Consider the following 25,591-nt stretch of genomic DNA (forward strand, 5'->3'; position numbering starts at 1 on the left):
AATTTTGAAAATGGGATTAAAAAACACACTTACTAATTATTTCAAAAATATTCCAGGTTGGAAGTCTAATCGTAAGTTGCTTGCTTTTGCAGTAGATGATTATGGGAATATTCGCCTTTCAAGTGTAGAGGCTAAAGATCAACTCAAAGCTAAAGGGGTTTCTTTAAAAGGTCGTTTTAATAATTTTGATTCATTGGATACAAGGGAGGATTATGAAATGCTATTTGCTGTTTTACAATCAGTAAAAGATAAAGATGGGAAATCAGCAGTTTTCACCACTTATGCTTTGCCTGCTAATGTTGACTTTTCGAAAACTCTCAGTGAAGATAAATTTGTCCATGAAAATTTAGACCTCACTTACTCAAGGTTGGAGGAGGTTAATCCAACAATTTGGAAAGGAACTTTTAAGCTTCTTCAAGAGGGCATTTCTTTGCGATTAATCAAGCCGCAGTTCCATGGTCGAGAGCATTTGAATGTTATGGCTTTCAATCGTCTTTTGAAAGATAAAAATCCCGACTTAATGGACAATTTAGCGCTTAAATCTTTAGCGGGAATTCCCAATCATGAGGCACTTCCAAAGGTTAGGTTTAATGAGGCTTTTTCATTTTGGAACAAAAGCGATATTGATAATCATAAAGCAATCATCAAAGATGGATTGGATTGTTTTGAAACTGTATACGGTTATAAGTCAGCAACCTTTACTCCACCTGCTATGTTACTGCACCCAGAACTATATAGCTATCTAGAGTCTTTGGGAATAAAAGCGATTGATAGACCAAGATCTCATTGGGTGCATCTTGGTGAGGGAAATTACCTAATCGAAAAAAATAAGTTGGGTGTTCAAAAAGACCAAAATCATGTTACGGTCGTTCGAAATTGTATGTTTGAGCCGAATAGCAGAAACATAGATTGGGTTGATTTTACTTTTGAGCAAATTAAAGCAGCTTTTTTCTGGGGTAAACCGGCTATTGTGAGTTCGCACCGCGTTAATTTTTGTGGGCTTATTGATCCTTCCAATAGGCAAAAAGGATTGTCAGCTTTAAAAGCGCTTCTCATAAAAGTTGTCAAAGCTTATCCAGATGTAGAATTTGTAGGAATGGATGAACTTGTAGACATCATAAATAATGGTAAATAGAATTTTATATTTGGGGTATTACCTCAAACAACTTGACAGAGAAAAGTTTTACAAATTTTTAAATTATGTAAATAAACAAACAGGTAAATCAATGCTCAAGGTTAAATGGGATGTATTAATTTCAGTTTTTCGATACAACATATCTCTTTTGGAATATTTCCAATTTCGTTTTTTTGAGAAATCCCATAAAGAAAAGCTGTGTTGGGCTGGAACAGGCTTGATGTATGAGTATCAGCGAAAAAATAACCCGCCTAAAACACGTGGAATCTTGGACGATAAAAGGCAGTTTGCACTAGAATACAAGGAGTTTTTGGTGCATGGTGTAGAGGATCTCGCCAGTATGAAGAAAAATGAAAAAGGAATACACCTTCTGTTGATTAATTCCTCTGGGAAGTTGGTTTTCAAATCTGCTGATGGTAAATGTGGCGCTCAAGTGGACATTGTCAACTGCAAGGACTTTACTCCGGAATTGGTATACAAGAGATTGCAATCTACTGAATATGATTTGGTGGAAGAATATATTATCCAGCATCCTGATCTACATGCCTTAAGTCCTTCAGCCGTGAATACGATTAGAATTTTTACTCAGTTGAATGAGAGTGATGAGGTAGAGATTCTTGGTTGCAGATTGCGGATATCTGTCAATTCTTCTGTTGACAATATGGCAGCGGGGAATCTTGCGGCACCTGTGGAAGAGTTTACAGGTCTAGTTACAGGACCTGGGGTATACAGTGACATCACCAAGATTGACGAAGAATTTCACCCAGTCACGGGAGTGAACATAGTGGGCTTTCAGGTCCCTTTCTGGAAAGAGAGTATTGAAATGGTGAAGCGGGCGGCATTAAAGCATCCCCAGAATCGTTCTATCGGCTGGGATGTGGTGATTACGGCAAAAGGACCAGGATTGATTGAAGGGAACCACGACTGGTGCAAGTTATTGTGGCAGCTGCCGGTAAAGAAAGGCTTGAAATCTATTTTAGAAAAATATTGAGCTTGGTATGGATAAAAAGATTATTTCCGTTTGGCCTAATCCTGATATTGTTTTACTTGGGACTTGAATCCAGTATAAAGTTTTTGAATATCCGGTTTAAATCAACAGTAATCAGATAGAATGAGATTGTCATCATGGTTTTAAACCATTTCAATAGGCATTAAATTTTTCGTTTCTTTTGAAACAATATTTATTTTTTTTTTAAAAGAATGTAAATAATTTAATGAGTCAATTATTACCGGTCCTATCGCGATTGGTTTTTTTTGAATAATTTCCTTTTTCATAAAAAAACCGACCTTATTTTTTACACATCATTTATTTAATAAAGCATATCATTTACACTATTCAATTTGTTAGATAATTTATTACTTAATTTAATCATGGATAAATTATTTATTGTCGGGGCAGGTAGTGTTGGAGGGCATATTGCCTCCAATTGGGAAGGATACAGTAAAGGTCAAAAATTGTGGGGTTTTTTAGACGATGACTCCAGTAAGCATGGGAAGGAATTTTGCGGATATCCAGTTCTTGGTGGATTAGATTTCTTAAAAAATTATCCCGGATCAAAATTGATTATAGGAATTGCTTTTTCCCAAATAAAATCTAAAATTATCACAAGATTAAACAATATTGGCAATTTTATTTTTCCTGCCATTATTTCAAAAAATGCTTGGATTTCCAATGGTGTAAACATTGCAGAGGGTACGATCATATATCCTGGGACCGCTGTTAACTATGGATGTGAGATCGGTTCTTTTGTTGTAATCAATATGAATTGTGCTCTGGGTCATGATGTTATCATTGGCGATTATACCAGTTTAGCACCTGGAGTAAATCTTGGAGGGCACACGAATATTGGTATTGGAGTAGAAATGGGAATCGGTACCTCAACCAAACAAACCATTAGAATTGAGGATTTTGCAATTGTGGGTGGTCAAGCAATGGTGATTGAAGATATTCCCGCCTATTCAAAATCTGCTGGTGTTCCTGCAAAATTATTACTGCGGCATGAAATAAAAAAAATATATCCAAATTTAAAATACAATACCTTTTAATTTTTTTTCCCTACATGTAGGTATTGAAAATAGGTTTCCATGTTTTGGTATCAGTAATCATCATCATAATGTTACTTAGTTGTATGATAGTACATTTATTTTTTTAGATTGATGATACAAAGTTTAGAATACTTAAAAAGAGGTGGAAAAAATAATTTACTTTTTATAAATCGGTTCATATTGTCTTAATTTGTAAGATAAATGTTATTGCCAGAATCAGTATGTTTATCATTTTTTTTAGGTTTTGGTATTTATCAAAATTTCAGGGTATATAGAATCTAAAGAAATAGAATATTTATAATGTATAAGAATTATTTAAAAAGACCCTTAGATATAATATTGGCTTTGCTGGTATTGATATTGTCCTGCCCTTTTTTTTTACTCACTTGGGGTGTATTGTTGATACAGAATAGGGGGAAGGCTTTTTTCTTTCAGGAACGACCGGGAAAAGACCAGCAACCATTTCACATCATCAAGTTCAAGTCCATGAATGACAAAAAAGGCGATGATGGTAACTTGCTTCCCGATATAGAGCGAACGACTCTTTTTGGGAAGTATGTAAGGAAATTTTCTTTGGACGAACTGCCACAATTGATCAATGTCCTGAAGGGGGATATGAGCCTTATTGGTCCTCGTCCCTTACTTTTTAAATACCTTCCTTTATACAATCAAAAGCAATATAGGAGGCATCAGGTCAGGCCTGGAATTACCGGTTGGGCCCAAATAAATGGGCGAAACAGTATCTCCTGGACCAAAAAATTTGAATTGGATATTGTGTATGTAGATAAACTGAGTTTTAGTCTGGATTTCAAGATTTTCTGGTTGACGATTTTGAAAATCATACAGAGGGAAGGGGTCAATCAATCTGATGCCCGGCCAATGGAGCCTTTTAATGGGGTGAATTAGGTTGAAGAGAGCACGCAGATTGGGCGGATGGTCGGTGATATAAAAAACAAAAAAAATCCTTTTTAATCTGTTTAATCCGCGTCATCTGCGTTCCATCAAAAAATAAATGAAAGTCATTGATTCAATTCTTTTTACTTGATCGCCATTCATAACAGTAAAAGCGGTTTTCATCCCGCCTGGATCGTTTACTGTCAGGAGCAGGGTATCCCATTTAAATTGGTGAATTGTTTGGACGATGATATCATCGAACAATTGAAGGGATTTGAGGCGCTGCTATGGCATCATTCCCATATGGTCCCCAAAGATTTGATTGCTGCCAAGACGATTTTAGCGGCTCTTTCACATCTGGGTTTTCCAGTTTTCCCCGATTATAGGACAAACTGGCATTTTGATGATAAATTAGCCCAAAAATATTTATTGGAGTCATTGGAACTTCCTTTGGTCAAAACTTTTGTTTTTTATGACACTGAGCACGCTTTATCTTGGGCGAAGGGGACAAATTTTCCAATGGTACATAAACTAAAAACAGGCTCAGGATCCAAGCATGTACAATTGGTCGTGAATTATAATGAAGCCAGAAAGATTATCCTCAAAGCTTTTGGAAAAGGCTTTTCAAATTATTCACCCTATAACAGCCTGAAGGAAAGAGTTTATCAATTTAAAAACGGCAAGGCTCATTGGATTAGTCTCGTGAAAGGGCTGTTGCGGTTTGTCCACTATCCTGAGTACGCCACTGTTCAAGGGAAGGAAAGGGGCTATGTTTTATTTCAGGAATTTGTCCCCAATAATCCTTCTGATATCCGGGTGATTGTGATCGGCAACAAGGCCTTTGCCATTACCCGATGGGTAAGAAAAGACGATTTTAGGGCTTCAGGTTCGGGTCATTTTTCTCATGACCCTGATATGATTCCCTTATCGTGTGTGGAATCAGCCTTTAAAGCCAATCAAAAGCTAAAAGGTCAGTGTTTCGCCTTTGATTTTGTAATTGATCAGCAACAAAATCCGAGAATCATTGAAGTTAGCTATGGATTTTCACCGGAAGTATTCAGGCTTTGTCCGGGATATTGGGATAAAAACTTAATTTGGCATGACGGTAGGTTTATCCCCGAGCACTGGATGATCGAGATTTTATTGAAAAAAGTTGGTGTAGACAAGCCTTTTTAAATCAAAGTTAAACAATAATATTTTCAAGAAATATATTTTAGAACCGATAAATTTTGGTGTTTTTTTTCCTAAGGGAGTAGGAAAACAAGGTTAATATCCATTAAAATGATTACACTGAGGTCTTTCTAAATTTAATAAAACTATTTGATGAGTAGCCTATTTCGCCTAATAAAAAATAATTTGATTAATGTTCCTGGCTGGAGGACTCATAAAAAAGTAGTGGTTTTTGAGAGCGATGATTGGGGGATGCAGCGAATGGCGTCAAAGGCATCTTTTAACCGCCTGGAAAAAAAGGGTTATAATGTCCATCACTCTGTCTTTGATCGCTTTGATTCGCTTGAGTCCAATGAGGATTTGCGCATGCTTTTGGAACTGCTTTCAGTTTATAAAGACAGTAGAGGAAAGCCGGCTAAGTTTACCATGAACATGATCATGGGCAATCCCGACTTTGATAGAATAAAAGATGCAGGATATAAGAAATATTATTTTGAACCTTTTTATCAGACCTTAGAAAGATTTTCTAACAAGAATCAAGTGGTAGCGCTATATGGAGAAGGGGTGGCAGCAGGATGTTTCAGGATGCAGTTTCATGGAAGGGAACATGTGCACATTAACCGATGGCTGGCTCGGCTAAGAGCTGCTGATCCTATATATCTGGACGCCTTTGACGAAGGGATGTATGCTTTGGAGAGTGGGTATTTGGACGCAATGGCGATGTATGAAAAAGCAGACATCCCAATGGTAAGAGATAGCATTGCAGAGGGAATGTCGCTTTTTGAACAAATCTGGGGGTTTAAGTCTGATTCGATAATTGCTCCTTGTTATACCTGGGGTGCTGCTGTAGAGAAAGTATGGGCAGCAAATGAGGTTAAATTTATCCAAGGTGGACGGGCCCAGAAGAGGTCTATTATTGGGCAAAAGCAAACTCAGATCAAGCGGCATTACATAGGAGAAAAATCTTTAAATGGAATGAGTTATATGATCAGAAATGTTAGTTTTGAGCCTGTGACTGCACCTCATCGGGATTGGGTTCATACGGCCCTTGCTGAGGTTTCCACAGCTTTTCGTTGGGGAAAACCAGCTGTTATATCCACTCATCGGCTGAATTATATTGGGTCTTTGGAACCTGAGAACAGAAAAAAAAACTTGCAGGTGCTAGGGGAATTTTTGGATAAATTGATCAGTCTATATCCAGATATTGAGTTTCTAAGTAGCGATGAATTGGGATGGATGATCTCTTCTGAAAGGGGATGAAATAGATGTTTTTGATTAAATAAATTCACGAACCTTGCTTTTAAAAATTTACTATTTCATTCACAAGCTGTATAAAATTTTTCCTGTTAACTCTATTTACATTAAGTTTAAAGTACGAGAGGTTTTTGGATGGGTAATGACACGTTTGGTTATGTCGGCTTTGATGCCCGTGCACAGGGAATATTTTGGAGAGGATCAGGAAGACTATATCATTTCACTGACCTCCTATGGTAAGAGAGTCTATGAAACCCCCAAAACAATACTTTCTTTAAAAAACCAACATAAGTCAACTGTCAAAATCATATTATGGCTGGGAAAAGAGGAGTGGAATGTGGGGAATATACCCGTCACATTAGCCGTTTTGGTAGATGAAAGATTTGAAATCCGATATGTGGAAGATTTGGGATCCCATAAAAAATATTTTTTTTCTATGAAGGAATTTCCAAATAAACACATCATTATTTGTGATGATGATTATATATATCCTCCTTTATTTATCACATTGTTGATTGAATCCCACCAGAAGTTTCCGGATGTAGTTCATTGTCACAGTGCAAGAAGAATCAAATACACATCTGCGGGTGATTTTCTTCCTTATAAAAAATGGACTTTTTCAAAGCCAGATGCGCAAAGGTTTGATTACAAGTTACTTCCCTTAGGTGGTGGGGGAGTATTGTTCCCAAGAAGCATATTTTCAGAATTTGACTTGCATCAAATCAGGCATTTGATTGATGAATTCAAAACAACAGATGACCTTTTGCTTTTTGCCCTATTGTTAGCAAAGGGAAAAAAAGTACATCAAGTAGATTATATCAATAAGCTGTTTATCCCTTCCTATCCCCAAAATAAGTATTTGTATTTGGCTAAAATCAATGTGCCCTATCAGAACGATGTGAATTGGGCGAAATTAAATGAGAAGTTCAACCTTGCCCAATATTTTTTACAAGAGAGGGTTGTTGGGATTTAATCCTGGTATTTAACCCGAAAAGTAGGTTTTGCAATAGGTGTTGAAACTGCAAGAAAATCAAACCATTTGGAGAATAAGGCATTGTACCAAAACGGTGAAGTCATAAACCGTCGACAACCGACTGATTTTGAAGTATTTTTAGTTTGGAACGGGATTGGAAATGCATAAAACGGGTTTCAGTAAAAAAAAGCGCTGCGCGTCATTGTTTAAAAAATCACATTGGAATGAAAGTTTCATGCAAAGGATAGGCATAAAAGAAAGGCAAAGTGTGGCTTAGTGAAAAAGTGTTGGGAATTACAGTATAAAGTATGAAACTGATCTTGTAGTATTTCCTGAAAATCCACTTAATTAACAAATAAATACCATACGTATATTAAGTACTAATTGCCTGGAAATGGTTTGATTTTTTTTATGGTTTTTTGCATTCAGAAATAAAAAAATTAAAAATATGAAACATTGTTTAAGGTTCTTTTTGGTTTTTCCCTTGTTTGTATTCTCCTCCTGCTTGTTTGAGGAGAATACAAATGATATCAATAAATTGACTGCATCATCAGTTGATTTTTACGCAATGAAAATATTACCTCATTTTGATTTTAGTTCGATAGATGATGTTAATTTAAGTGTACAGTTTAAACTGATGGGTGGAATTCCTTACAAAGGAGCAAATTTTGTGGCCTACAGCGGCAAACCTACCAAATCCGAAGGAGGATATGACTTTTCTAAATCTGCAAAACATGCTACATTTCATTTGGACAAAGACGGAAATTTTTCCTCTCCTTTAAAAATCGCCAAGAACATCAATACGCTTTACTTATATTCTGCCTCATCTGGAATCAACCAGGTATACGAGGTGATACGCAGTGGTAAGAATTTCACATTTTCCTACGAAATCCCCAAAGATCCAAAATCTTCAGCGGGAACGAATCCTTTGTCTTTGAGAACAATTCCAGGATACTCAACCTTGAGTACAAATGCCTGGAATGATAGTGGCTTGCCATCTGTTGGACTTTATAATAAATTTATTCAGTCAGATTTTTTAAATAGATTGGACATTTTGTTTGCTGTTTCAACCGGTCCGACAACAAATCTCAATAACTTAACCTTCGATAGCAATGCCAATGGTAGACAAAGGTTAGTTGGTTTTACCCCGCCAAGCACTTTGTTTTATGAATTTTTTGCTACATTCGGACAAAACGTTGTACTTGAACAAAATTTTATTTTACCTAAATCCACCTCTGTCGAGTTAACTTTTCTTGACTCAGACAGACGGTATAACCATTCGGTTGGATACAAGTATAAAAAGCCAGGCGATGTAAATTTTACTGAGGTTATTACTTTCCCAAATACTGGATTCAATGACAATTCAGAGGCTGTACTTCTTACCGGCCATTCTATAAGCTTGAAAGATGTATCAAATGGTTCATCAATTTTCCCTTCAGGAACGGAAATTGGATTATTCTTTTTGGAAAGAGCATTTGATTCAAGCAATGGGAATTTGGACGTTAATAAATTAAAGCTTTCCCAGGATGTAGAAGCTGACCAAAAAGGGGACAATCAAAATATTACCAGAAGACTTGTTGCGCTAAAATATCCTTCTTTCTCTAGTGGGGTTTCTGTGGATCATCCCATCTCTTTAACAAATTCTATAATCGTTGGGTTTGAACAAAATTACAGATCTGATTATCCTGCAGGAGCATCTGCTACAGGTGATTTCGTTCTTAATACGGACTATGGCGACGTAAAATTGATGTTGACATTTCCTTCTTTAAACCCATCTGAATTTTCCTCTTTAGCGGAAAAAAAATCCGGAACTCCTTTACCTATCATGCCCTATTATAATAATTTTTTAGGAATTGAAATGTTTAATTATACTTACCATCCGGCAGAAAATGCCTACACCAGGGTAATGTTTGAAGACAACTGGCCGAGTCTTGGAGATGCGGATTTCAATGATATGGTAGTGGATTATAATTATGTGGTAAAAACAGGGACCCGTTCATTGATCGGGGAAGTGGAAATGGATTTCAAATTGATTGCCGTATCTGCTGCCTTTAACAATTCCTTTGGCGTTAGACTGCTAGGAATGCCAGCGCACCATAGCCTTAAGATGACCAATAGATCGCCTGCAGATATTGCTTTGCCAATTGCGGAAAGTATACCCGGTAGTTTTATTGTCTTCAAGGATGTGAATACTATAATCAACAATGATTGTTTAAATACACCGGATCGTACTAAAAATGGTGTTTGTGCTGAGGCATTTGATGATGATTATAATGTTAAATTCTCCGTGGTGTATGACAGGACTGCTGTTTTGTCTGATTTCTCCTTCAGTCCTTTTATTTATGTCAATGGGAATAGGGGAAGAGAAATCAATCTGATAGGAACATCTCCTTCTACTTTGGCCGACTCGAGGTATTTTGGACAAGGAAGTGATGATACCGGTGTTGGGACATCCTACTCTACGAAAGCGAATAATGCCTTGGGATTTGGTCAGGGGCTCCCTTGGGCGATCCAAACCCCTACACAAATTGAACTGCCAAAGGATCGGGTGCAGATCAATCTTGCTTATCCTGATTTGGTTCAGTGGGCGACCACCGGGGCTATTTCTGGCCCAGGGAACTGGTATGATACCAAAGCTGCTGAGAAAACGAACCGGAATAAAGGGAAGAGGCCATAGGTTTCATCTTATTTGATGCAGTGAAGGTTTGATAGTTTAAATTTCATTTGTTTTCTATACTATTCAAAAGGTTATCTGATGGTTCGGGTAACCTTTTTAACTTTTGTTCCCTGTTTTTTAGTTCATGATTCCGCCATCAAGCCTAGATCAAGAAAAATAAAGCTTTTGAACCCGAATTCTAAGACAACGGAAAAGTAACGTAAAGGATCTAACTTGATGTAAGTTAGATGGAATATGCATCAGGCTTCCAAATGCGGTTGAAATTGAAAGTAAATCAGGTTGTTTGGGGAAAAAGGATTGGCATAACAGGGGTTTTTAACCCGATAACCGGGTTAAAAAATTTTGAATTGAATAATAGAATTGATAATCCACAATGCAGTTAGATACACAAATTAAATGTGCAGTAAAAAAAAGTAATTTTTGAGACACCTTTTATTTACATAAATCATCAGCCTGTTGCTTTGAAGTCAGTGTAATTTGGATAGGGCTTCAAGTCAAAATATATTTATGTTCCAATTTTACCTTTAAATTATATGTTTTTTCAACATCCTATAAGTACCCATCTTTCCAGATTATCGAGGCGTTTGCTTCCGGCTGTATTTACGGGCATGTTTTGTCTGTTTGCCTGTGCTCCAATGGACCTGGACAATATCGCTCCTTACAAATACGTGATCAATGACTTTAATGACAAAGGTGATCTTCCAGAGGTAGAAAAAGAGGTGCCTGAGCGCAGTATTTTTGAACCTGGTGGCATTACACTGTCCGCTGGTACGATGGAATTGGTAGAAGACATTCTTACGGCAGTTCTAAGGGATAATTTGAAGGTCGAAAATGAGAGGGTATTAAAAAATTTCACCGATTTGCGGAATCCTGCCCTGATGGATGCAAGGTTAAGAGAAATCAATGTCCGAGATGTTGACAATATTCTTGACACCACGATCCCCTTGGAGAAATTGTTTACAGACTTATTTTTTCACGTCGAAGAAAATAGTGCTTTAGCGGCTTATTTGCCTACTTATGTGCCTCCAAAGATTGATGGGATTATTTTTAATTTTTATGACATCCCTCCTCGGCCAGATGCCAGATTAAGTCTGGGAACTTCAGATCATTTGAAAGAATTTAAATTTAATTCTGTTTACAGCGCAAATCCCACACTTGTCACGCCTTGCAGCGATGCCATAGAAGTGGTCTATCAGGAAACGCTGAATCTTCTTGTAAGCCAATCCGAAGAGCAGATTCTCCAAAGCCAAGAGTTTTATGAGGGCATTCGGGAGGATATTTTGAATATCAAATCCGAACGCTTTGCCTATCTGACGGATACCCTTCAGGGAAGTGTAGATGAACTGAGGAGGCTTGGCATTGCCGTGAATATTGCCTCCAATGAATTGTTGGCAGAAGGAAAAATAACAGAGGAGATTTATTATGGAGTCAAGGTGTTTTTGGTAGCATTCCTGGTGAAGTCAAGGCAAAACTTGATTATGATGGAAGACACCATTACAGCGGCTATTGACACTATTTACCAAATAGATATTGGCAGAACGGATCAGGCTTACAACAATTTCATCGAAAAACTCATTGCGGTTTTTGATGAAGTCATCAAGGATTTGAATAGTACTAAAATCGGAGCACTTAACAATTGCCACAATCAAGGAGGGGGATCATGATAGGAATAAATAATTCAAGATTAAAGTATAGTTTCTTCGTCTGCACACTGTTTCTGTTTTTTTATATCCCGATGGAGGTAAGCGCACAGGTCAAGCTGGAAAATGTCTCCATAGGCTCTTCGCTCTGGTTGAGGTCCTACAATACCCCTGATGAAAGATCCGCCTTAGTCAATCCCCCTACTGAGGAAGGTTCGCTTAATCCGACCCACATCACCTCCCTGGCCGCAGAGCTTGCTTTAAATGAAAAATTCTCCCTGCTGTCAAGGGTGGGTTATGGAACCGGTAAGTATGAAACTACTTTTGTGGTAGGTGATTTGATCAGAAAGGAAACAATCAGCCAAAGGATAATTCCCACGAGTATTGGCATAAACTACAATATATTTTTTTCTGACTCCCTAGACAGTGAGGATGAATCCTCCAAGAAGATTTCTCTCTTTGTCGGTGCTGGCCTGAACAGGTATTTTATCCAGCACAGCATTTCCAGAGAAGTGAACTTTGGCCCGGGAGGTTTTAATGATATCTCGTTTGTAGGCAATAACTATGGCGCTTATTTGCATGTGGGAGTTCGGAAACCCCTAAGTGATCGATTTGACTTGATGGCAGATCTTCGGTACAATACCGGGTTTTACCACCACAAGGTTTATCCCGATGAATTAAACGGAGCGTCGATAAGGAAGAAAATCAGTGCGAAAGGTGCTGAATTTGGAATACGTCTGGTGTACAAATTCAATCACAACCAATGACGCAATCAGGTTTTTGGACCTCAATGATTTTTGTTTGTTTGTTGTTTTTTTTTAACTCCAAGCATGTCCAAGCCCAACTCAATTTCTTGGGAAAACCTGGCCTGGTGATGACGCCCAAGCCAGGCATTTCTGATGAAAAGGAGTATTTCTATATGGGGACCTCCTTTGTTCCTAAAAAATTTGCCCTCAATAATTTTGTGAGGAGGATTGATGAAGAGGATTATTTTGTTGGAAATCTTGATTTTGCCTCACGTGTCAGGATTAATGCCGTGCTGACCAGGCCCAGAAACATAGACCGCATAGGAATAGGGGACAGGCATCTGGATGTGCAGGTGGACTTGATATATCAGCGTGGATGGCTCCCCAACGTGGGTGTAGTCATTACCCCGGAATTCAATGGTTCTGCTTCCCTGAATCACAATGCAATCTTGCTCTCCAAGTATTTTGACCTGTCAAAAGATCTTAGATTGGAATTTTCTGGGGGATACGGTTTACCCTTGGTTTTTATGAAACCTTTTAGAGGTCTTGGCTTGGATGAAACCAAGTTTCAATGGGTTGATAAGGCACTCCTTGGTAACCATTATCTCAATGATTTTTTTGGAGGTGTTCAATTAAGTGCATGGAATAGCCTTTGGATTTCCGCTGAATATGACGGTCGATTTTACAATGCAAGTGCAAGTGTTTTGCTTTTCAAAAGTTTGCATTTTCAAGCAAGATTACTTGGTTTGGAAGCTTTCTCATATGGTTTTGGGTATAGATTTCTCTTGAAAGATTAAGGCAATACCCTATGAGAGTTTCAGTACTGACTTACATGTTGCTTGTTTCTGTTTTTGGCTTTATGTCAAGCTTCAAATCCTATGCTCAAGCCGATTTAATTTCGCTGGAAGAGCAGCTCAGCAAAAATGGGTTTGAGCAGGTTGTATTAACGCTCATCAGCACTGATCAGGATTTCATCCTTTATTTTGAACATAGGGCATACCGCAATCCTTTGGATGCGATGAAACTCGCCAGAAGATTGGCAGAGGAATTCGGGGTGATCGTGAAAGTTTATGTGCCACTGCACATGGGGGTGCCTTTAGGAAGCTATGAGTTTGATGGAAATGGTTTTGTTGGAAAGACGCTGTCAGAAAATAGAAAAAGAGAATTTTCTTATGCGTATAAGTCAGACAAGTATAGGTTTAATTTTTACATGTTGCCTGAAGTCCAAAGTAGGTTTGGGTACCACGAACGACCTTTGCAAACCAAGATCAATTGGATCACGGCCACCACCGTTAATTTGGGTAGGGGGTTCGGATTGCACACCGGGATATTGGTTCCCATAGTCAATGAACTGGATAGTCAGGAAAAAAACATCAGATTGGCGCCCACCTATTTAAGCACTTTTTCCAATTTCTTGCCCAATCACTATCTTCTGAGTCATACAGGTCTTTTTTACAATGATCGATTTGGAGTAAATCTTCAGTACCGTTTTTTTGATGCGGACAAAAGATGGAGTTTTGGATGGGAACTGGCAGTTTCGGGTTTCTATATTTTGCCCTCTTCCGGTTTGTATATGGAGGGTTTAAATGACGAAATGGTCCTCTTCGATTTCGAGTATTATTTCCCCAAGGAGATGCTGACTTTGAAACTGCAAGGGGGGCAATTTATGTATTTTGACCGGGGAGCGAGGGTTGACCTGATCCGGCAATACGGGAGTGTGGATGTTGGCTTGTATGGGCTGAGCACCACCAATGGTTTTAATGCTGGATTTATGCTGCATTTCCCTCTGGTTCCCAGAAAAATATTAAGGTCCAAAAAGGCTGAACTCAGAATGACAGAATCCTTTAAGTGGTCCTATTTCTTCAATAATGAGGGCAATATAGGAACCCGGGTCAGATCTGGCCCTATGCTTTCCGATATTACGCGGCAGCATCGGTATTTATTTATCAAAAATCAAAGGTGATTTGGCATTTGGCAATTGAACCCAAAATATGCATTATGTCTCCAAAAGGAGATTGAAACTTCAAGAAAATCCGCCTATTTGGAAAAGAATGCATTTTACAGATAAGGTGAAATTGGATACAGTCTACAACTAATTGATTTCAAAGCTATTTCAGATGGAAATGAAATTCTTACTGCATATTAAGGGTTGAAGCAAGGTCAATATTATTCTCCTTTTGAATAACATGTGTATGTTGGTTTTGACATCTGTACTTTCAGGTTTCTTTTTCTCGGTAGAATTTGTTTTGCTTCTACTGCTACTTTTCTTCTTTTTTAAGAAGGAAAAAAGTCCTGCTATCAGTTTACTTGGCTTGCTGTTTTTTTTGATCCTCATGTCTCCATTGAGCGCTAAGTTGGTGCATTGGCAGGAAAGGAAATTTGTTTCGCTGCAGGAAGTGCCAGAGGATTTTCCCGTCATCTTGGTTTTGGGAGCGGGGGGCGTTCCTGAGGAAGGACTTTCGGTCTATCAGCGGCTGGATCATGCTGTCCTGCAAAGGACACTTGAGGGGATCAGGCTTTGGAAGCTCCATCCGGAAAAACTTTTGGTCTTTTCTTCCAGGGGCAGAGAGGGTTTTGTCTCGCAGGCTTCCATGTATGCTGCAGTGGCGATGGAGCAGGGCGTGGATCCTTTACAGATTCAACTGATCGAAAAGGGAGTGACGACGGAAACGGAGGCTTTGGATTTTATCGGGGAGTTTCCTGAAGTTAGAAAAATAGTATTGGTGAGTTCAGCCCTGCATTTATCCCGAGCCTCCCGGATATTTGAGCGCGTAGGTCTGGAAGTAATTGCTGCTCCAGCAGATTTTCAAATAAAAATCCATCCTGGTGGCAATCGCCTGAACTGGTTTCCGTCCCTCCGTTCGCTGGTGAAATGGAATGCGCTCTTGCATGAAGGGATAGGCCTTCTGTGGGTGGAAATTCGTGTCATGTTGGGCCTTTTCCCCGTTTCGGAATCGTTGGTTTCAGGGAAGCTTCACGTTGAGGCAAGTCAATGAAGATATGGTTTTCCTAAACTTTGCTGTTGTTTTCAGATTGCTTAGGTTATGTTCTCTCTTTTTAAAAAAATTGAGTCTTTGGACCATGGAACCAAAGTTTTGGTTTGTGGGGGCCTTGCCTGGATCCTATGGCTCATAAGGCCGTTTTCCATTTAGGGAATTGGCAGTGCCTAAGAATTGGATGTTCCATTTTATTAAAAAAAGTTTTGATAAACGTGATTATTGTAGGTTCTTCTCGATTGGGGCTGGACATCGTGCAATTGATTGAAAATTCACATTCCTGTTTTGAGTATGTGTTTTCAGGATATGTCGAGGATCAGGGTCCGGCGCCGCTTTACCAGGATGTCAATATGATGTATCTGGGGAAAGTGAAAGATTTGATCGTGCAGCCTAAGGACAAATATATCATCGCAGTCGACAGTGTTGCTTCGAGGATCAAACTTGTTGAATTTATTTCCGTGGCAGGTGGAAACTATTTGAGTTATATCCACCCTACAGCAGTTTTGGCAAATCTGTGACAGGGGGGTATTTGTGGGCCCTTACTGCTTTGTGGCAGACCATTGTCATCTTGTAAGTTTCTCTGTTCACAAATCAAGGAATCTTATTCGCAAATACGCATCCATTGGGATGTTTTGTCTGTTGGTGGAAAATGCTTTGGTAGGTTAGGGCATTTCCCTTGGGGACGGCAATTACCTCTATATGGATTCGGTGATCAAATCCGTCAAGACAAGATTTCCTGTGGAATACTCCGAGCTTGAAAAGGAGCATCTAATTAATTTTAAATGGAAGCATATCCCTTGGATCAGTCACAATTGAATATTCCCCTAGGGATATATAGGGCTGCAGGAAGATTACTGGCCTTTAAGATCTTGGTAAGGAAAAGCAACTCCCGCATTCATCTGGATTTCTATTGAGATGAATGTGGGAATTCTCGGTTAAATTCGGGTTTGATTTCCTTAAACATGCATGATGCCGTAGGAATTCAATTGGGTTTAAACTTAAAAAAAATCGGGCTATTCGGTGGATTGGAGGTATTACCTTTATGGTGATTCAAAAATTGTAAATAATTGGATTTTAATATTCATCCATTTCTTGCTGGATCAGAAATGTTGATACACCTAAAAGGGGCAAAAGCAACCAGTTGAATAGTGCAATTTGAAAACTAACTTTCCATGGCATTTCCGGCATTTGGAAAGATAATTTTGCTATAAAATTTCCTTCGGCATTAACAGAACAAGAGAATTTTGCTTTGTTGATCCGGCAATATTCTTTACACAAAAACAAGCCTAGACCCAAGCCCCTTCGCTCGTGTACTCCTCCGGATGGTTGGGCAAATGCGGTTATCGGGAATTCCTCAGTTGGTGCCAGAATCGTTTGTTGGTTTTTCACGGATAATTCGTTGTCAAACCACTCTACCTGAACCTTATTGGAATCCGATTTGAATTTCAGAGAATTTTCCAGCAGTTCTCGGATGATGAACTGAATCTGCTCCGGGTCAAAAACAATGTTCTGGGTCATAGCGGTATGAGCCAAAAAGCTCTCCTTCCCAAATTCATTGAGGGTGTCAATGACCAAATCCCCCAAATTGATCGAGCTGGGTTTGGGCTGTAATTTACCAAGATTAGTAAACAGGGGGAGTTTTGTAAAACTGGAATGGATCCATTTTGCAGATGTAAAGGCCAAATTAACAAGTTGGGACACTTCATTGACCTCCAACGGACCGGTCGAGGTTTTGAGCTTTCCAAGAACGTTGAGTAATACAGATATAGGACTTGTTGTTTTGGAAAGGGAGTGAGAATATTCAATATCCTTCTCTTTTTCATTCATCAAAGAAGACCATAAAATTCTTTCATTTTTTTTATCCAATGCCTTATAAATGGAATTCAAAAGAAGTCGGGCAGAAATGGGTTTGGTGAGGTAATCGTCAGCCCCTTCTTGCAGTCCTATTGCCTTATCCCTTGCGCTGACTTTTGCACTCAGGAAAATAAATGGGGTATGTTGATTTTTTTTTTCAGTACGGAAAATTTCTAAAAACTGAAATCCATCCATCTCCGGCATCATGATATCGCAAAGGATCAAGTCTACATCCTGATTCTTTATTTTAAAAAGGGCCTCTATTCCGTTTTCTGCGGTGAGCACAGAAAACCCGTGATACTCCAGAATTTCTTTGAGATTCTGCTGAAGCTCAATTTCATCTTCAATCAGCAATACTTTCTCTTTCATATGGAAGGTTAATGGCAAAAACAGAGCCCCTTTTTTCTGTGCTGGAAAAGGTTATTTTTCCGCCTAGATTCTTGACCAAATCATGGACGATACTAAGCCCCAAACCAGTCCCTTTGATATTGCTCACATTGGATGCTCTAAAAAAAGCATCAAAAATAAACTTAGTCTCATCTTGGGGTATTCCGATCCCAAAATCTTGGATTTGGATTTCGACCCATTTCTCCTTCGCGATCATTTTCAATATCGGTTTTGGAGATCCTACCGGTGTATATTTTAGGGCATTACCAATCAGGTTTTGAAATACATGAGATAGGGACGTTAGGTCTGATTTCACGAAAATGGGCTCAATTCCTAAATCAAGTTGGATTTTGGAATCATTTTCATCCAATCCAAATTGATTGAAGGCCAAATGGAGAAGTAGGCTCTTAATATCCACATCCATTTGACTAAAAGTTAGTTTCCCTTCATTGTTCTTTTCGAGGAGCAACACATCAGAGATGATCTGGTTGAGACGACCGATTTGGATATCGATTTTCTTTATTTGTCTGATTAGCTCTTCCTTTACCTTTTCCTCTTTTACCCCTTCGGAAAACATTTTCATTAAATCCGCTGAGCTTAAAATGATTGCGAGTGGAGTACGGAGTTCATGGGAAGTCATCGAAATGAATTTTGATTTCAGCTGATTGAGTTCAATCTCTTTTTCAAGGTTTATTTTGAGTTCCTCCAAATTCAACTGCTTGTCTGTAATGTCCATGACTGTGAGGAGACATTGGTTTTCAAAACCCTCTTCCACTATTATCATCATTTGGGTATAAATTGGAGAATACCCACTTCTCAATAACCTGATTTCGATACCTCCCTTGGTCTTACTTTCAAATGCTTTTTCTAGAAGCAGATTGAATACAAGGATTTCTTCATTTGGTATATATCGATAAAAAGGGGTGTCCTTAAGGGCAGATCTTGTTTTTCCCAGCATTTTGGCCCCACTTAGATTCATTTCCAGGATTTCACCTTTATTGGAAAGAGTGAAATATCCAATAGGAGCAAAATCATAGAGTAATGAGTATTTTTGGGCAATACCTTCGGATTGAAGTTTAGCAAGCTTCAATTCTTCGTTTTGAAGTTCCAGCTCAATCTGGTAGACTTCCAGTTCATGGATCAACCTTAAAGCATCCGCTTCTGTTGGAAGGGAATTGATTTTCGAGGTTTTTTTCATCAAAATTTCTTCTGCTCTTTCATAAAGCTGACTTTGATTAGGCTTTAATAATCCATATAAAAAAACATTACAACGATAGATAAATATTTTTTGAAATCCTATATTAAGGTATAATATTTTCATTGTAGAGATGAATGGCTCGAATCATTAATAAACATTTGTTTTAGGTGTTTATAAGTTAAAGGCTTGGTGTGAAAGATTAAAGTGGAAAAGTTTTATTTTTAACCCGTTTTGTGCTTTGCGAATGTGGTTCCCTACTTGATTTATTTGGCCATCAATAGGTGTTGATTATTATTGACTTCGCAATATCAGTGTCTGGAATCATTTTTCCAATGGTCTGATTTTTTTGAGGTTTAAATACCCTAAGTAGCCTATTTATATTATGGGTTTGACAGCCTAAACGCTTTGTTTTAAATTCGGAAGATTTATACCTATCCACTATTGTGAAAATCGTATTTATTTTCTGGGAAATGTGCTGAATACAGTTGAAATCCAATATTCTTAGTTTATCCTCTTTTGCAACTGACCCATTTGTTTATTGGCAAAGTAGCGGGTATCCCTAAAAGATAATATTGTTTCTTTCATAAGGAATCAAAATCAGAAAAGCACTTCCTTTATTTTCTGTACTAGAAATGGTTATTTTGCCTCCCAGTTTTTTGACCAAATCATTGACGATACTCAGTCCCAAACCAGAACCTTTTATATTTCTTACATTGGAAGCCCTGAAAAAGGTGTCAAAAATAAATCTGACCTCTTTTTGGGGTATCCCAATCCCAAAATCAATTATCCGTACCTCAATGGATTGCTCTTTCCGAATCAATTTTAAAACCGGCTTTGGAGACCCTTCCGGGGTGTATTTGAGAGCATTTTCAATCAGGTTTCTGAATACATGGAATAAAAGTGTAGGGTCTGATTTTAGAAGCACGGACTCCATCCCCAGGTCAAGCTGTATTTTCGACTCATTTCCTGTCATTCCAAAATGGTTGAAGGCTAGCTGGATAATTAGGCTTTTGATATCGACATCGATCTGATGGTTCCCAATTTTATCTTCATTGCTTTTCTCAAAAATCATTACATCAGAAAGGGTGGTTGTCAGCCGACTTAGCTGGATATGGATTTTTCTGATCTGCTTCAATAGTTTTCCCGATGTTTTTTCTTCAATCATCCCATCGGAAATTATTTCCATCAAATCCGCTGAGCTTTGAATGGTTGCCAGTGGAGTACGAAGTTCGTGGGAAGTCATGGAAATGAATTTGGTTTTCAAATCATTGAGTTCAATCTCCTTTTCCAGTCTCCTATTGAGTTCTTCCAATACCAGCTCTCTTTCTGTAACGTCTCTTGAAGTCAATAAGAAAACCTGAGGTTCTCCTTTTTTATGAGCAAGTGGTTTCCAAAGTATTTCCAGCTTGATTTCTTTTCCTGTAATCCCATGCTTAAGGGGGACGATAAATAGATGTTGCTTCGTAAAGCCCGGTTTTTCTTTTGGATTGGATGGAAGGAATTCCAAAAAGTTTGTCACTACAAATTCATCCATCTTTAAGCCTGTAATTTTTTCCAAGGAAGGGGAGGCAAAGATTGTTTTCAAATTCAGATCGTGAAGTGTAATGAGATCCTCCATATTTTCCGAGAAAAGCCGATATAAATCTTCGGAACGATTACCGGCAAGTTTCAATTCTTTGTTTTGAATTTCCAATTCGATCTGATGGATTTCTAATTCATGGATGAGGCTTAAGAGATCAAATTCGGTTAGGTTTGAATTGCCATTTGAAGACCTTTCCTTTAAGATCGACTCTGCTTTTTTGCGAAGGTGGTTTTTATTAGACATTGAGAAAGGATCCGTTTTTTAGAAATAAAGTTTGGAGTTGAAAAGGGTGTGTCATCTGTTGAAAATCAAATCGGATTTTTCTACTCACAATATTAAACGTAAAAGCAAAATATATTGATAAATATTTCGTTTATCAATTCGGTATAATATACCCCATATTTAGTTTGTAAACGTTATCAATCAATTAAATTATTGGGATTAGGTGCTCACTTCTTTTTTTTCTTAAACTGGGGTTATGCATTGCGATTTCAAAAACAGCCTGAAATTGCTTCATCATCAGTCTGTTTTTTGTGTTTTTTGATTTCAGCAGGTCGGTAATTTGCGTTCTTCTCCAAATCGTCTGATTTCCTTGCATTTTCAAGTCCTTTTGGGAAATCCAATGCATAATTCCATCTAACTTACTTCAAGTTAGATGCATAACCTTACTTTTCCGCTGTCTTAGAATTCTGGTTAAAAAAGATTGGCGAAAGGGCATCCAGAGCCTTTCTCCAATTTTTTTCTACCATGATTTTATCCTAAAAAAAATGAGACGCTGTGGATTTCTCTCCAAAGGTTGTAGGATTTGTGAAAATTGAATTCCATGCTTTTATGGTTAAAGGATCAATTAAGGAACCAAGTCCACTATTTGATCCTTAATTTAAAAAGGAGCCAATATTCCATTGGTGTTGCTGAGGGTAGAGCGACCAGTCGACGCTAGAATTTTTAAGGGGTTTCGCTCGTTTAATAGCTCAACCTCAATCAGCAATATTCTTTCTTTCATTGGGAATGCAAATAGTGAAAGTAGAACCTTTGTGTTCTATGCTGGAAAAGGTCATTTCCCCCCCCAATTTATTGACCAGATCATTTACGATACTTAGGCCCAATCCAGTCCCCTTGATATTCTTTACATTAGAAGCCCTGAAAAAGGTGTCAAAAATAAATCTGGCCTCTTCTTGGGGGATTCCGATTCCAAAATCCACGATTTCGACCACACTGGATTTTTTTTTCTGGGTCAATTTTATAATCGGTTTTGGAGATCCTTCTAGAGTGTATTTTAGGGCATTTTCAATTAGGTTTCTGAATACATGGTACAAAAGGGCGGGATCTGATTTTAGAAATACGGGCTCAGTTCCCAAATCAAGTTGGATTTTTGGCTCATTTTTAGTCACTCCAAACTGATTGAATATTAACTGGATCAGCAGGCTCTTGATATCCACATCCATTTGATTGTAAACAATTTTTCCTTCATTGTTCTTTTCAAAAAGGATCACCTCAGAAATGATTTGGGTAAGACGACCCAGCTGAACATGAATTTTTCTAATATGCTTTGTCAAGTCTTCCTGGATTTTCTTTTCTTTTACTCCCTCGGAAATTATTTCCATCAAATCAGCTGAACTGAGAATGGTGGACAGTGGCGTACGGAGTTCATGGGAAGTCATGGAAATAAATTTGGATTTCAACTTATTGAGTTCAATCTCCATTTCCAAGCTTTTTTTGAGTTCTTCCAATACCAATTCCCTTTCTGTTACGTCTCTGGAAGCAACAAGATAGGAGCTTAGTTCTCCTTGTCCCGAATAAATGGGTTTCCAAAGCATTTCCAGCTTTATTTCCTTTTCCGTAATCCCATGTTTGAGGGGTATGATAAATCGGGGATACTTGGTGAAGTCCGAATTCACATTTGGCTTAAAATTAAAGAAGCTGAAAAAGTCCCTGCCTATAAAGTATTCCGGGTCAAAACCTGTAACCTTTTCAAGGGAAGGGGACGCATAGACAGTTTTAAAATCCAAATCATGTAGAGAAACGATATCATCGATATTTTCGGAAAGAAGCCGATACATACTTTCTGATTCCTTGAGCCTCAATTCTGCCTTTCTTTTTTGCTGTGTCAAATTAAGAGAGGCAATTAAATTGGCATAGCTGGAAAGAAAAGGCTTCAGAAAGACCACATCTTCCTGGGAATAAGGTTTCTCCTTATTGGCAAGCCCAGCCATTCCCACAAAACGGTCCCCTTTAAATATTGGAATACCCAGAAATCGTTTTAATTCCGGATGTCCCTGAGGCGTTGCTTGGAGGCTCCTTCTCGGATCTTCTGAAACTTCATTTGAAATGATCAGCTCTTTGTTCACCATTACCCAACCGAAAAGAGAATCGAGGTTTCTGAACACCATGCCAGACTTAAAATTTTCTTGATAAAAGGCCTCTATTTCGGCATTCCAGGCAATATTGCTGATGGCATTGGTTTTTAAGAAAGGCTGTCCTTTTTCATCGTACAAAACCTCTCCCAAAAAGCCAAACGAACTGTCGGTAAATCCGATTAGGCTTTTCAGCAGCATTTGGAACGTGTCCTGGATCTCATTGTCCATTGAAAAATCCATTTGGGTCTGATTTATGGCCTGAATCACATCATTCATCCGAGTCATTTCCAGTTCGCTGAGTTTTCTTTTGTTGATATTATAAAAAACGATAGCCTGGGCTTTACCTGATTTGTAGGGAATCAATTCACTGCTTAGACTATACCACTGTTGGCCTTCCTTGGTTTCGAGAAGGATCTCGTAGTTTGAGAAATTGGGGTTTGACTGAAGAAATGCGACAAAAGCAGCTTTTGATTCTACTCGGACAATTTCGTCCAAACGAAGGTTTTCAAGAATTCCTTCCCTTTCTCGATTGAAATGGAAATTTGTGTCGAAGGAAAAATTGCAGTAGAGGAGTTTTAAATCCTTTTCCTGACTTAAGGCAAAGGGGAAAGGGAGATTTTCTGTGATTGTTCTAAACCTATCTTCAGTCTGTTCAAGCTGTTTTTCTTTGTTCTTTTCGTCCGTGATATCGGAAATTCTGCCATGGATGTGAATGGCGACGTTGTCTTGATTGTATTCAATCCCAGACTTATCAAATATCCAGGCGATGGAGCCATTTGACTTTGTGATTCGATATTCCAATTCCAAGAATGGAGGCTTGTTTTTTAAAAAGACATCAAAAGCCCGTTGGATTTCAATACGGTCTTCGGGAACAATTTGGAGCCACCAGAATTTGGGAATGGTAAGAAATTCCTCCCGTTTAAAACCGAAGCGTTCAATTTTGTCTGAGACAATCAATACCTGCAAAGTAGCGAAGTCAAGGGAATACAAAACATCTTCCACAGTATCAAACAAGGCCTTGAACTTTGATTCACTCTCTTTCAACAGTTCAAAATTGGTCTGGCTTTGGTGGATATCGTTGATGGTCCCAAAGAATTCAACCCTTCCTCCTTTTGTGATCTTTTTCAAATTGACCCGGATGTGGCGTTCTTCTCCGCTTATTTTTTTTATTCTCGTGAGGAAGGAAACACGCAGCTCTCCGTTGAGATCAAGATTTTTGACCTCTTGATTAAGTTTGCCAGATTCGGATTCGGTAAAAAATTGGGTCAAAGGGATACCTATACAGTCATGGAGACTTCTGCCGGTTATTTTCAACCATGTTCCGTTGAGGTAGGTAATGTTATAGTCCGCATCCAACTTGAAGACAATTTCTTCAATGTTGGAAATGATTTGCTTGTATTTCCTTTGATTTTTTACAGCCTTCTTAAAACTTTTTTTCGCAAAAATAAAATTACCCAGTGTAGCTGCAAATGCATGCAAAGCACTTACCTGTTCTGGTGTAAAAAGTTCCTCGCTGGTACAATTGTCAAAACCCATAAAGCCCCAAAAATCATTATTTACCAAAATGGGTATAAAAAGGTAAGAAACGATTTCTTGTTGGGTCATGATCTCTACGAACGTAGCATCGGTGGATTCTTTTACTGATTTATTCAGAACTTGATTGTTTCGAAGTTGGACTTCCAATTCTGGAAAAACAGTCCAAGGAACTTCAAATAAATTTTCATTGTCCATCTGGGCACTTATCCCTTCTCGACACCACTCGTCCAGATAGGTCAGACAAAATTCGCCCTTCGTATTGAAATTGTTTCGAAAAACGTAAATCCTATCAACTGATGTTGCCTCGCCTAATTTTGGCAAGATCTGGACGAAGGCTTTTTTAAGCTTCTTAGATCCTTCCAATAGGGAATAAGATTCCCCAATTCCGGAAAGGATTTTTTCACTTAAGTGGGTCTTGTCAAGCATTTTCTAAGAATTGAAAATCAAATTGGGAAGCATCCATGCTCCTATCGGTGTTAAATATTTCCCGAATAAGACTTTAACGCGACTTAAAGATTTTGGTAAATAAATGTTTTGGATATATTAAGTCTAAATAAGTATTAGGTTTCTGAGTAAAGGTCGAAACTGAAACACAATCAGATCAATAGGAGAATAAGGTCAGGTACACCGATATGGTGAAGTCAAATGCTTTAATCAAAGACTGATTATGACGCAATTTCAGGATGGAATGGAATTGGTATTGCAGAACAAAGGTTATGGTTCGGATTTGAAAGTCTTTTATTTATCAGGTATTTGTCAATGGGTTTTGTCTGCATATTAAATTGTAAATAAAATTATAAAATAGGGTATTCTTGCCAATTAACAAAAGAAATATTCGATCTAAGTACGAACAATGATGCCTATTTGGATCAATGGAAGTATGGATAATTTCACCAAATAATCTTTTGACTAATTGGCCTTTGTTGGGGATTTTATAAAATTATTGTTAGAATTTCGCGTCATTGCTCGCTTTTCCTAAGGCAGTGTTGAAGATTTATCAATGGCTTATTTATAACACAAGAGCCCAAGAATTTATTGTCCTATTTTAAAGACTTTTGTCCTGCTGTCGACTTCCCATTCCCCTGAAATAACGACATGCCTAAATTCTATCCAGACAGTTTCGTCCACCATTACCATCGCAAATTA

Annotated in this window: 19 protein-coding genes; 14 read left to right on the top strand and 5 right to left on the bottom strand. The window is 38.2% G+C overall.

Annotated elements, in window-relative coordinates:
• Window positions 1-10: 10 nt before the first annotated feature.
• Together F824_RS0116945 and F824_RS0116950 are read left to right on the top strand one after the other, a co-directional pair.
• Window positions 11-1,135 (top strand): hypothetical protein, encoded by a 1,125-nt coding sequence (locus tag F824_RS0116945; protein ID WP_019599119.1) that lies wholly within the window; start codon window positions 11-13, stop codon window positions 1,133-1,135.
• Window positions 1,136-1,355: 220 nt separating this feature from the next.
• A complete protein-coding gene (locus F824_RS0116950; protein WP_262500773.1) occupies window positions 1,356-2,126 on the top strand; it encodes a sugar-transfer associated ATP-grasp domain-containing protein in 771 nt (256 codons plus the stop codon).
• A 140-nt stretch (window positions 2,127-2,266) separates the two neighbouring features.
• On the opposite strand, the gene F824_RS28255 is transcribed toward F824_RS0116950, so the two are convergent.
• Complete coding sequence (locus F824_RS28255; protein WP_019599121.1) at window positions 2,267-2,410, bottom strand: hypothetical protein; 144 nt, start codon at window positions 2,408-2,410, stop codon at window positions 2,267-2,269.
• 96 nt (window positions 2,411-2,506) lie between these two features.
• Here F824_RS28255 and F824_RS0116960 point away from each other — a divergent pair, with 96 nt between their 5' ends.
• The 12 genes from F824_RS0116960 (at window position 2,507) to F824_RS0117030 (ending at window position 16,049) form a co-directional block, all read left to right on the top strand.
• Entirely contained in the window at window positions 2,507-3,181 is a 675-nt protein-coding gene (locus F824_RS0116960; protein ID WP_019599122.1) for a NeuD/PglB/VioB family sugar acetyltransferase, read from the top strand.
• A 300-nt stretch (window positions 3,182-3,481) separates the two neighbouring features.
• Window positions 3,482-4,087, top strand: coding sequence for a sugar transferase (locus tag F824_RS0116965; protein ID WP_026333771.1), 606 nt, complete (start codon window positions 3,482-3,484; stop codon window positions 4,085-4,087).
• 135 nt (window positions 4,088-4,222) lie between these two features.
• On the top strand, window positions 4,223-5,251 hold the full coding sequence (locus F824_RS0116970) for an ATP-grasp domain-containing protein (RefSeq protein ID WP_019599124.1): 1,029 nt from the start codon (window positions 4,223-4,225) through the stop codon (window positions 5,249-5,251).
• A 180-nt stretch (window positions 5,252-5,431) separates the two neighbouring features.
• Entirely contained in the window at window positions 5,432-6,505 is a 1,074-nt protein-coding gene (locus tag F824_RS0116975) for a hypothetical protein (RefSeq protein ID WP_139189885.1), read from the top strand.
• A gap of 136 nt (window positions 6,506-6,641) precedes the next feature.
• Window positions 6,642-7,472 (top strand): hypothetical protein, encoded by an 831-nt coding sequence (locus tag F824_RS0116980; RefSeq protein ID WP_139189884.1) that lies wholly within the window; start codon window positions 6,642-6,644, stop codon window positions 7,470-7,472.
• A 448-nt stretch (window positions 7,473-7,920) separates the two neighbouring features.
• On the top strand, window positions 7,921-10,149 hold the full coding sequence (locus F824_RS0116985) for an LruC domain-containing protein (protein WP_019599127.1): 2,229 nt from the start codon (window positions 7,921-7,923) through the stop codon (window positions 10,147-10,149).
• Window positions 10,150-10,682: 533 nt separating this feature from the next.
• A complete protein-coding gene (locus F824_RS0116995) occupies window positions 10,683-11,813 on the top strand; it encodes a hypothetical protein (RefSeq protein WP_139189883.1) in 1,131 nt (376 codons plus the stop codon).
• Complete coding sequence (locus F824_RS0117000) at window positions 11,810-12,556, top strand: hypothetical protein (RefSeq protein WP_139189882.1); 747 nt, start codon at window positions 11,810-11,812, stop codon at window positions 12,554-12,556. The genes F824_RS0116995 and F824_RS0117000 overlap by 4 nt, the downstream gene beginning before the upstream one ends.
• Window positions 12,553-13,332, top strand: a complete 780-nt coding sequence (locus F824_RS0117005) for a YjbH domain-containing protein (protein WP_019599131.1) — start codon at window positions 12,553-12,555, stop codon at window positions 13,330-13,332. The genes F824_RS0117000 and F824_RS0117005 overlap by 4 nt, the downstream gene beginning before the upstream one ends.
• Before the next feature lie 11 nt (window positions 13,333-13,343).
• Window positions 13,344-14,498, top strand: coding sequence for a hypothetical protein (locus F824_RS0117010; RefSeq protein ID WP_019599132.1), 1,155 nt, complete (start codon window positions 13,344-13,346; stop codon window positions 14,496-14,498).
• Window positions 14,499-14,727: 229 nt separating this feature from the next.
• A complete protein-coding gene (locus F824_RS0117020) occupies window positions 14,728-15,531 on the top strand; it encodes a YdcF family protein (RefSeq protein ID WP_019599134.1) in 804 nt (267 codons plus the stop codon).
• A gap of 206 nt (window positions 15,532-15,737) precedes the next feature.
• A complete protein-coding gene (locus F824_RS0117030) occupies window positions 15,738-16,049 on the top strand; it encodes an LbetaH domain-containing protein (protein ID WP_139189880.1) in 312 nt (103 codons plus the stop codon).
• Between the two features lie 556 nt (window positions 16,050-16,605).
• On the opposite strand, the gene F824_RS26920 is transcribed toward F824_RS0117030, so the two are convergent.
• The 4 genes from F824_RS26920 to F824_RS26925 all read right to left on the bottom strand — a co-directional run bounded on the left by F824_RS26920 (window position 16,606) and on the right by F824_RS26925 (window position 24,871).
• On the bottom strand, window positions 16,606-17,754 hold the full coding sequence (locus F824_RS26920; RefSeq protein WP_019599139.1) for an ATP-binding response regulator: 1,149 nt from the start codon (window positions 17,752-17,754) through the stop codon (window positions 16,606-16,608).
• On the bottom strand, window positions 17,729-18,970 hold the full coding sequence (locus F824_RS0117050; RefSeq protein ID WP_022582313.1) for a PAS domain-containing sensor histidine kinase: 1,242 nt from the start codon (window positions 18,968-18,970) through the stop codon (window positions 17,729-17,731). Before F824_RS0117050 ends, F824_RS26920 begins: the two co-directional genes overlap by 26 nt.
• A 559-nt stretch (window positions 18,971-19,529) precedes the next feature.
• Window positions 19,530-20,795, bottom strand: coding sequence for a PAS domain-containing sensor histidine kinase (locus F824_RS0117055; protein WP_019599141.1), 1,266 nt, complete (start codon window positions 20,793-20,795; stop codon window positions 19,530-19,532).
• Window positions 20,796-21,529: 734 nt separating this feature from the next.
• Window positions 21,530-24,871, bottom strand: a complete 3,342-nt coding sequence (locus F824_RS26925) for a PAS domain S-box protein (protein WP_019599143.1) — start codon at window positions 24,869-24,871, stop codon at window positions 21,530-21,532.
• Window positions 24,872-25,591 lie beyond the last annotated feature (720 nt).

Origin of the sequence: Rhodonellum psychrophilum GCM71 = DSM 17998 (assembly GCF_000381545.1) — a bacterium.
Lineage (GTDB): Bacteria > Bacteroidota > Bacteroidia > Cytophagales > Cyclobacteriaceae > Rhodonellum > Rhodonellum psychrophilum.

Excerpts from the sequence above, each read along its gene's own strand:
- F824_RS0116945 (WP_019599119.1), top strand. The coding sequence starts at position 11 with ATGGGATTAAAAAACACACTTACTAATTATTTCAAAAATATTCCAGGT.
- F824_RS26920 (WP_019599139.1), bottom strand. The coding sequence starts at position 17,754 with ATGAAAGAGAAAGTATTGCTGATTGAAGATGAAATTGAGCTTCAGCAG.
- F824_RS0117005 (WP_019599131.1), top strand. The coding sequence starts at position 12,553 with ATGACGCAATCAGGTTTTTGGACCTCAATGATTTTTGTTTGTTTGTTG.
- F824_RS28255 (WP_019599121.1), bottom strand. The coding sequence starts at position 2,410 with ATGAAAAAGGAAATTATTCAAAAAAAACCAATCGCGATAGGACCGGTA.
- F824_RS0116995 (WP_139189883.1), top strand. The coding sequence starts at position 10,683 with ATGTTTTTTCAACATCCTATAAGTACCCATCTTTCCAGATTATCGAGG.
- F824_RS0117055 (WP_019599141.1), bottom strand. The coding sequence starts at position 20,795 with ATGTCTAATAAAAACCACCTTCGCAAAAAAGCAGAGTCGATCTTAAAG.
- F824_RS0117010 (WP_019599132.1), top strand. The coding sequence starts at position 13,344 with ATGAGAGTTTCAGTACTGACTTACATGTTGCTTGTTTCTGTTTTTGGC.
- F824_RS0116950 (WP_262500773.1), top strand. The coding sequence starts at position 1,356 with ATGTATGAGTATCAGCGAAAAAATAACCCGCCTAAAACACGTGGAATC.
- F824_RS0116965 (WP_026333771.1), top strand. The coding sequence starts at position 3,482 with ATGTATAAGAATTATTTAAAAAGACCCTTAGATATAATATTGGCTTTG.
- F824_RS0116980 (WP_139189884.1), top strand. The coding sequence starts at position 6,642 with ATGACACGTTTGGTTATGTCGGCTTTGATGCCCGTGCACAGGGAATAT.
- F824_RS0117050 (WP_022582313.1), bottom strand. The coding sequence starts at position 18,970 with ATGAAAAAAACCTCGAAAATCAATTCCCTTCCAACAGAAGCGGATGCT.
- F824_RS26925 (WP_019599143.1), bottom strand. The coding sequence starts at position 24,871 with ATGCTTGACAAGACCCACTTAAGTGAAAAAATCCTTTCCGGAATTGGG.
- F824_RS0117020 (WP_019599134.1), top strand. The coding sequence starts at position 14,728 with ATGTTGGTTTTGACATCTGTACTTTCAGGTTTCTTTTTCTCGGTAGAA.
- F824_RS0116985 (WP_019599127.1), top strand. The coding sequence starts at position 7,921 with ATGAAACATTGTTTAAGGTTCTTTTTGGTTTTTCCCTTGTTTGTATTC.
- F824_RS0116960 (WP_019599122.1), top strand. The coding sequence starts at position 2,507 with ATGGATAAATTATTTATTGTCGGGGCAGGTAGTGTTGGAGGGCATATT.
- F824_RS0117000 (WP_139189882.1), top strand. The coding sequence starts at position 11,810 with ATGATAGGAATAAATAATTCAAGATTAAAGTATAGTTTCTTCGTCTGC.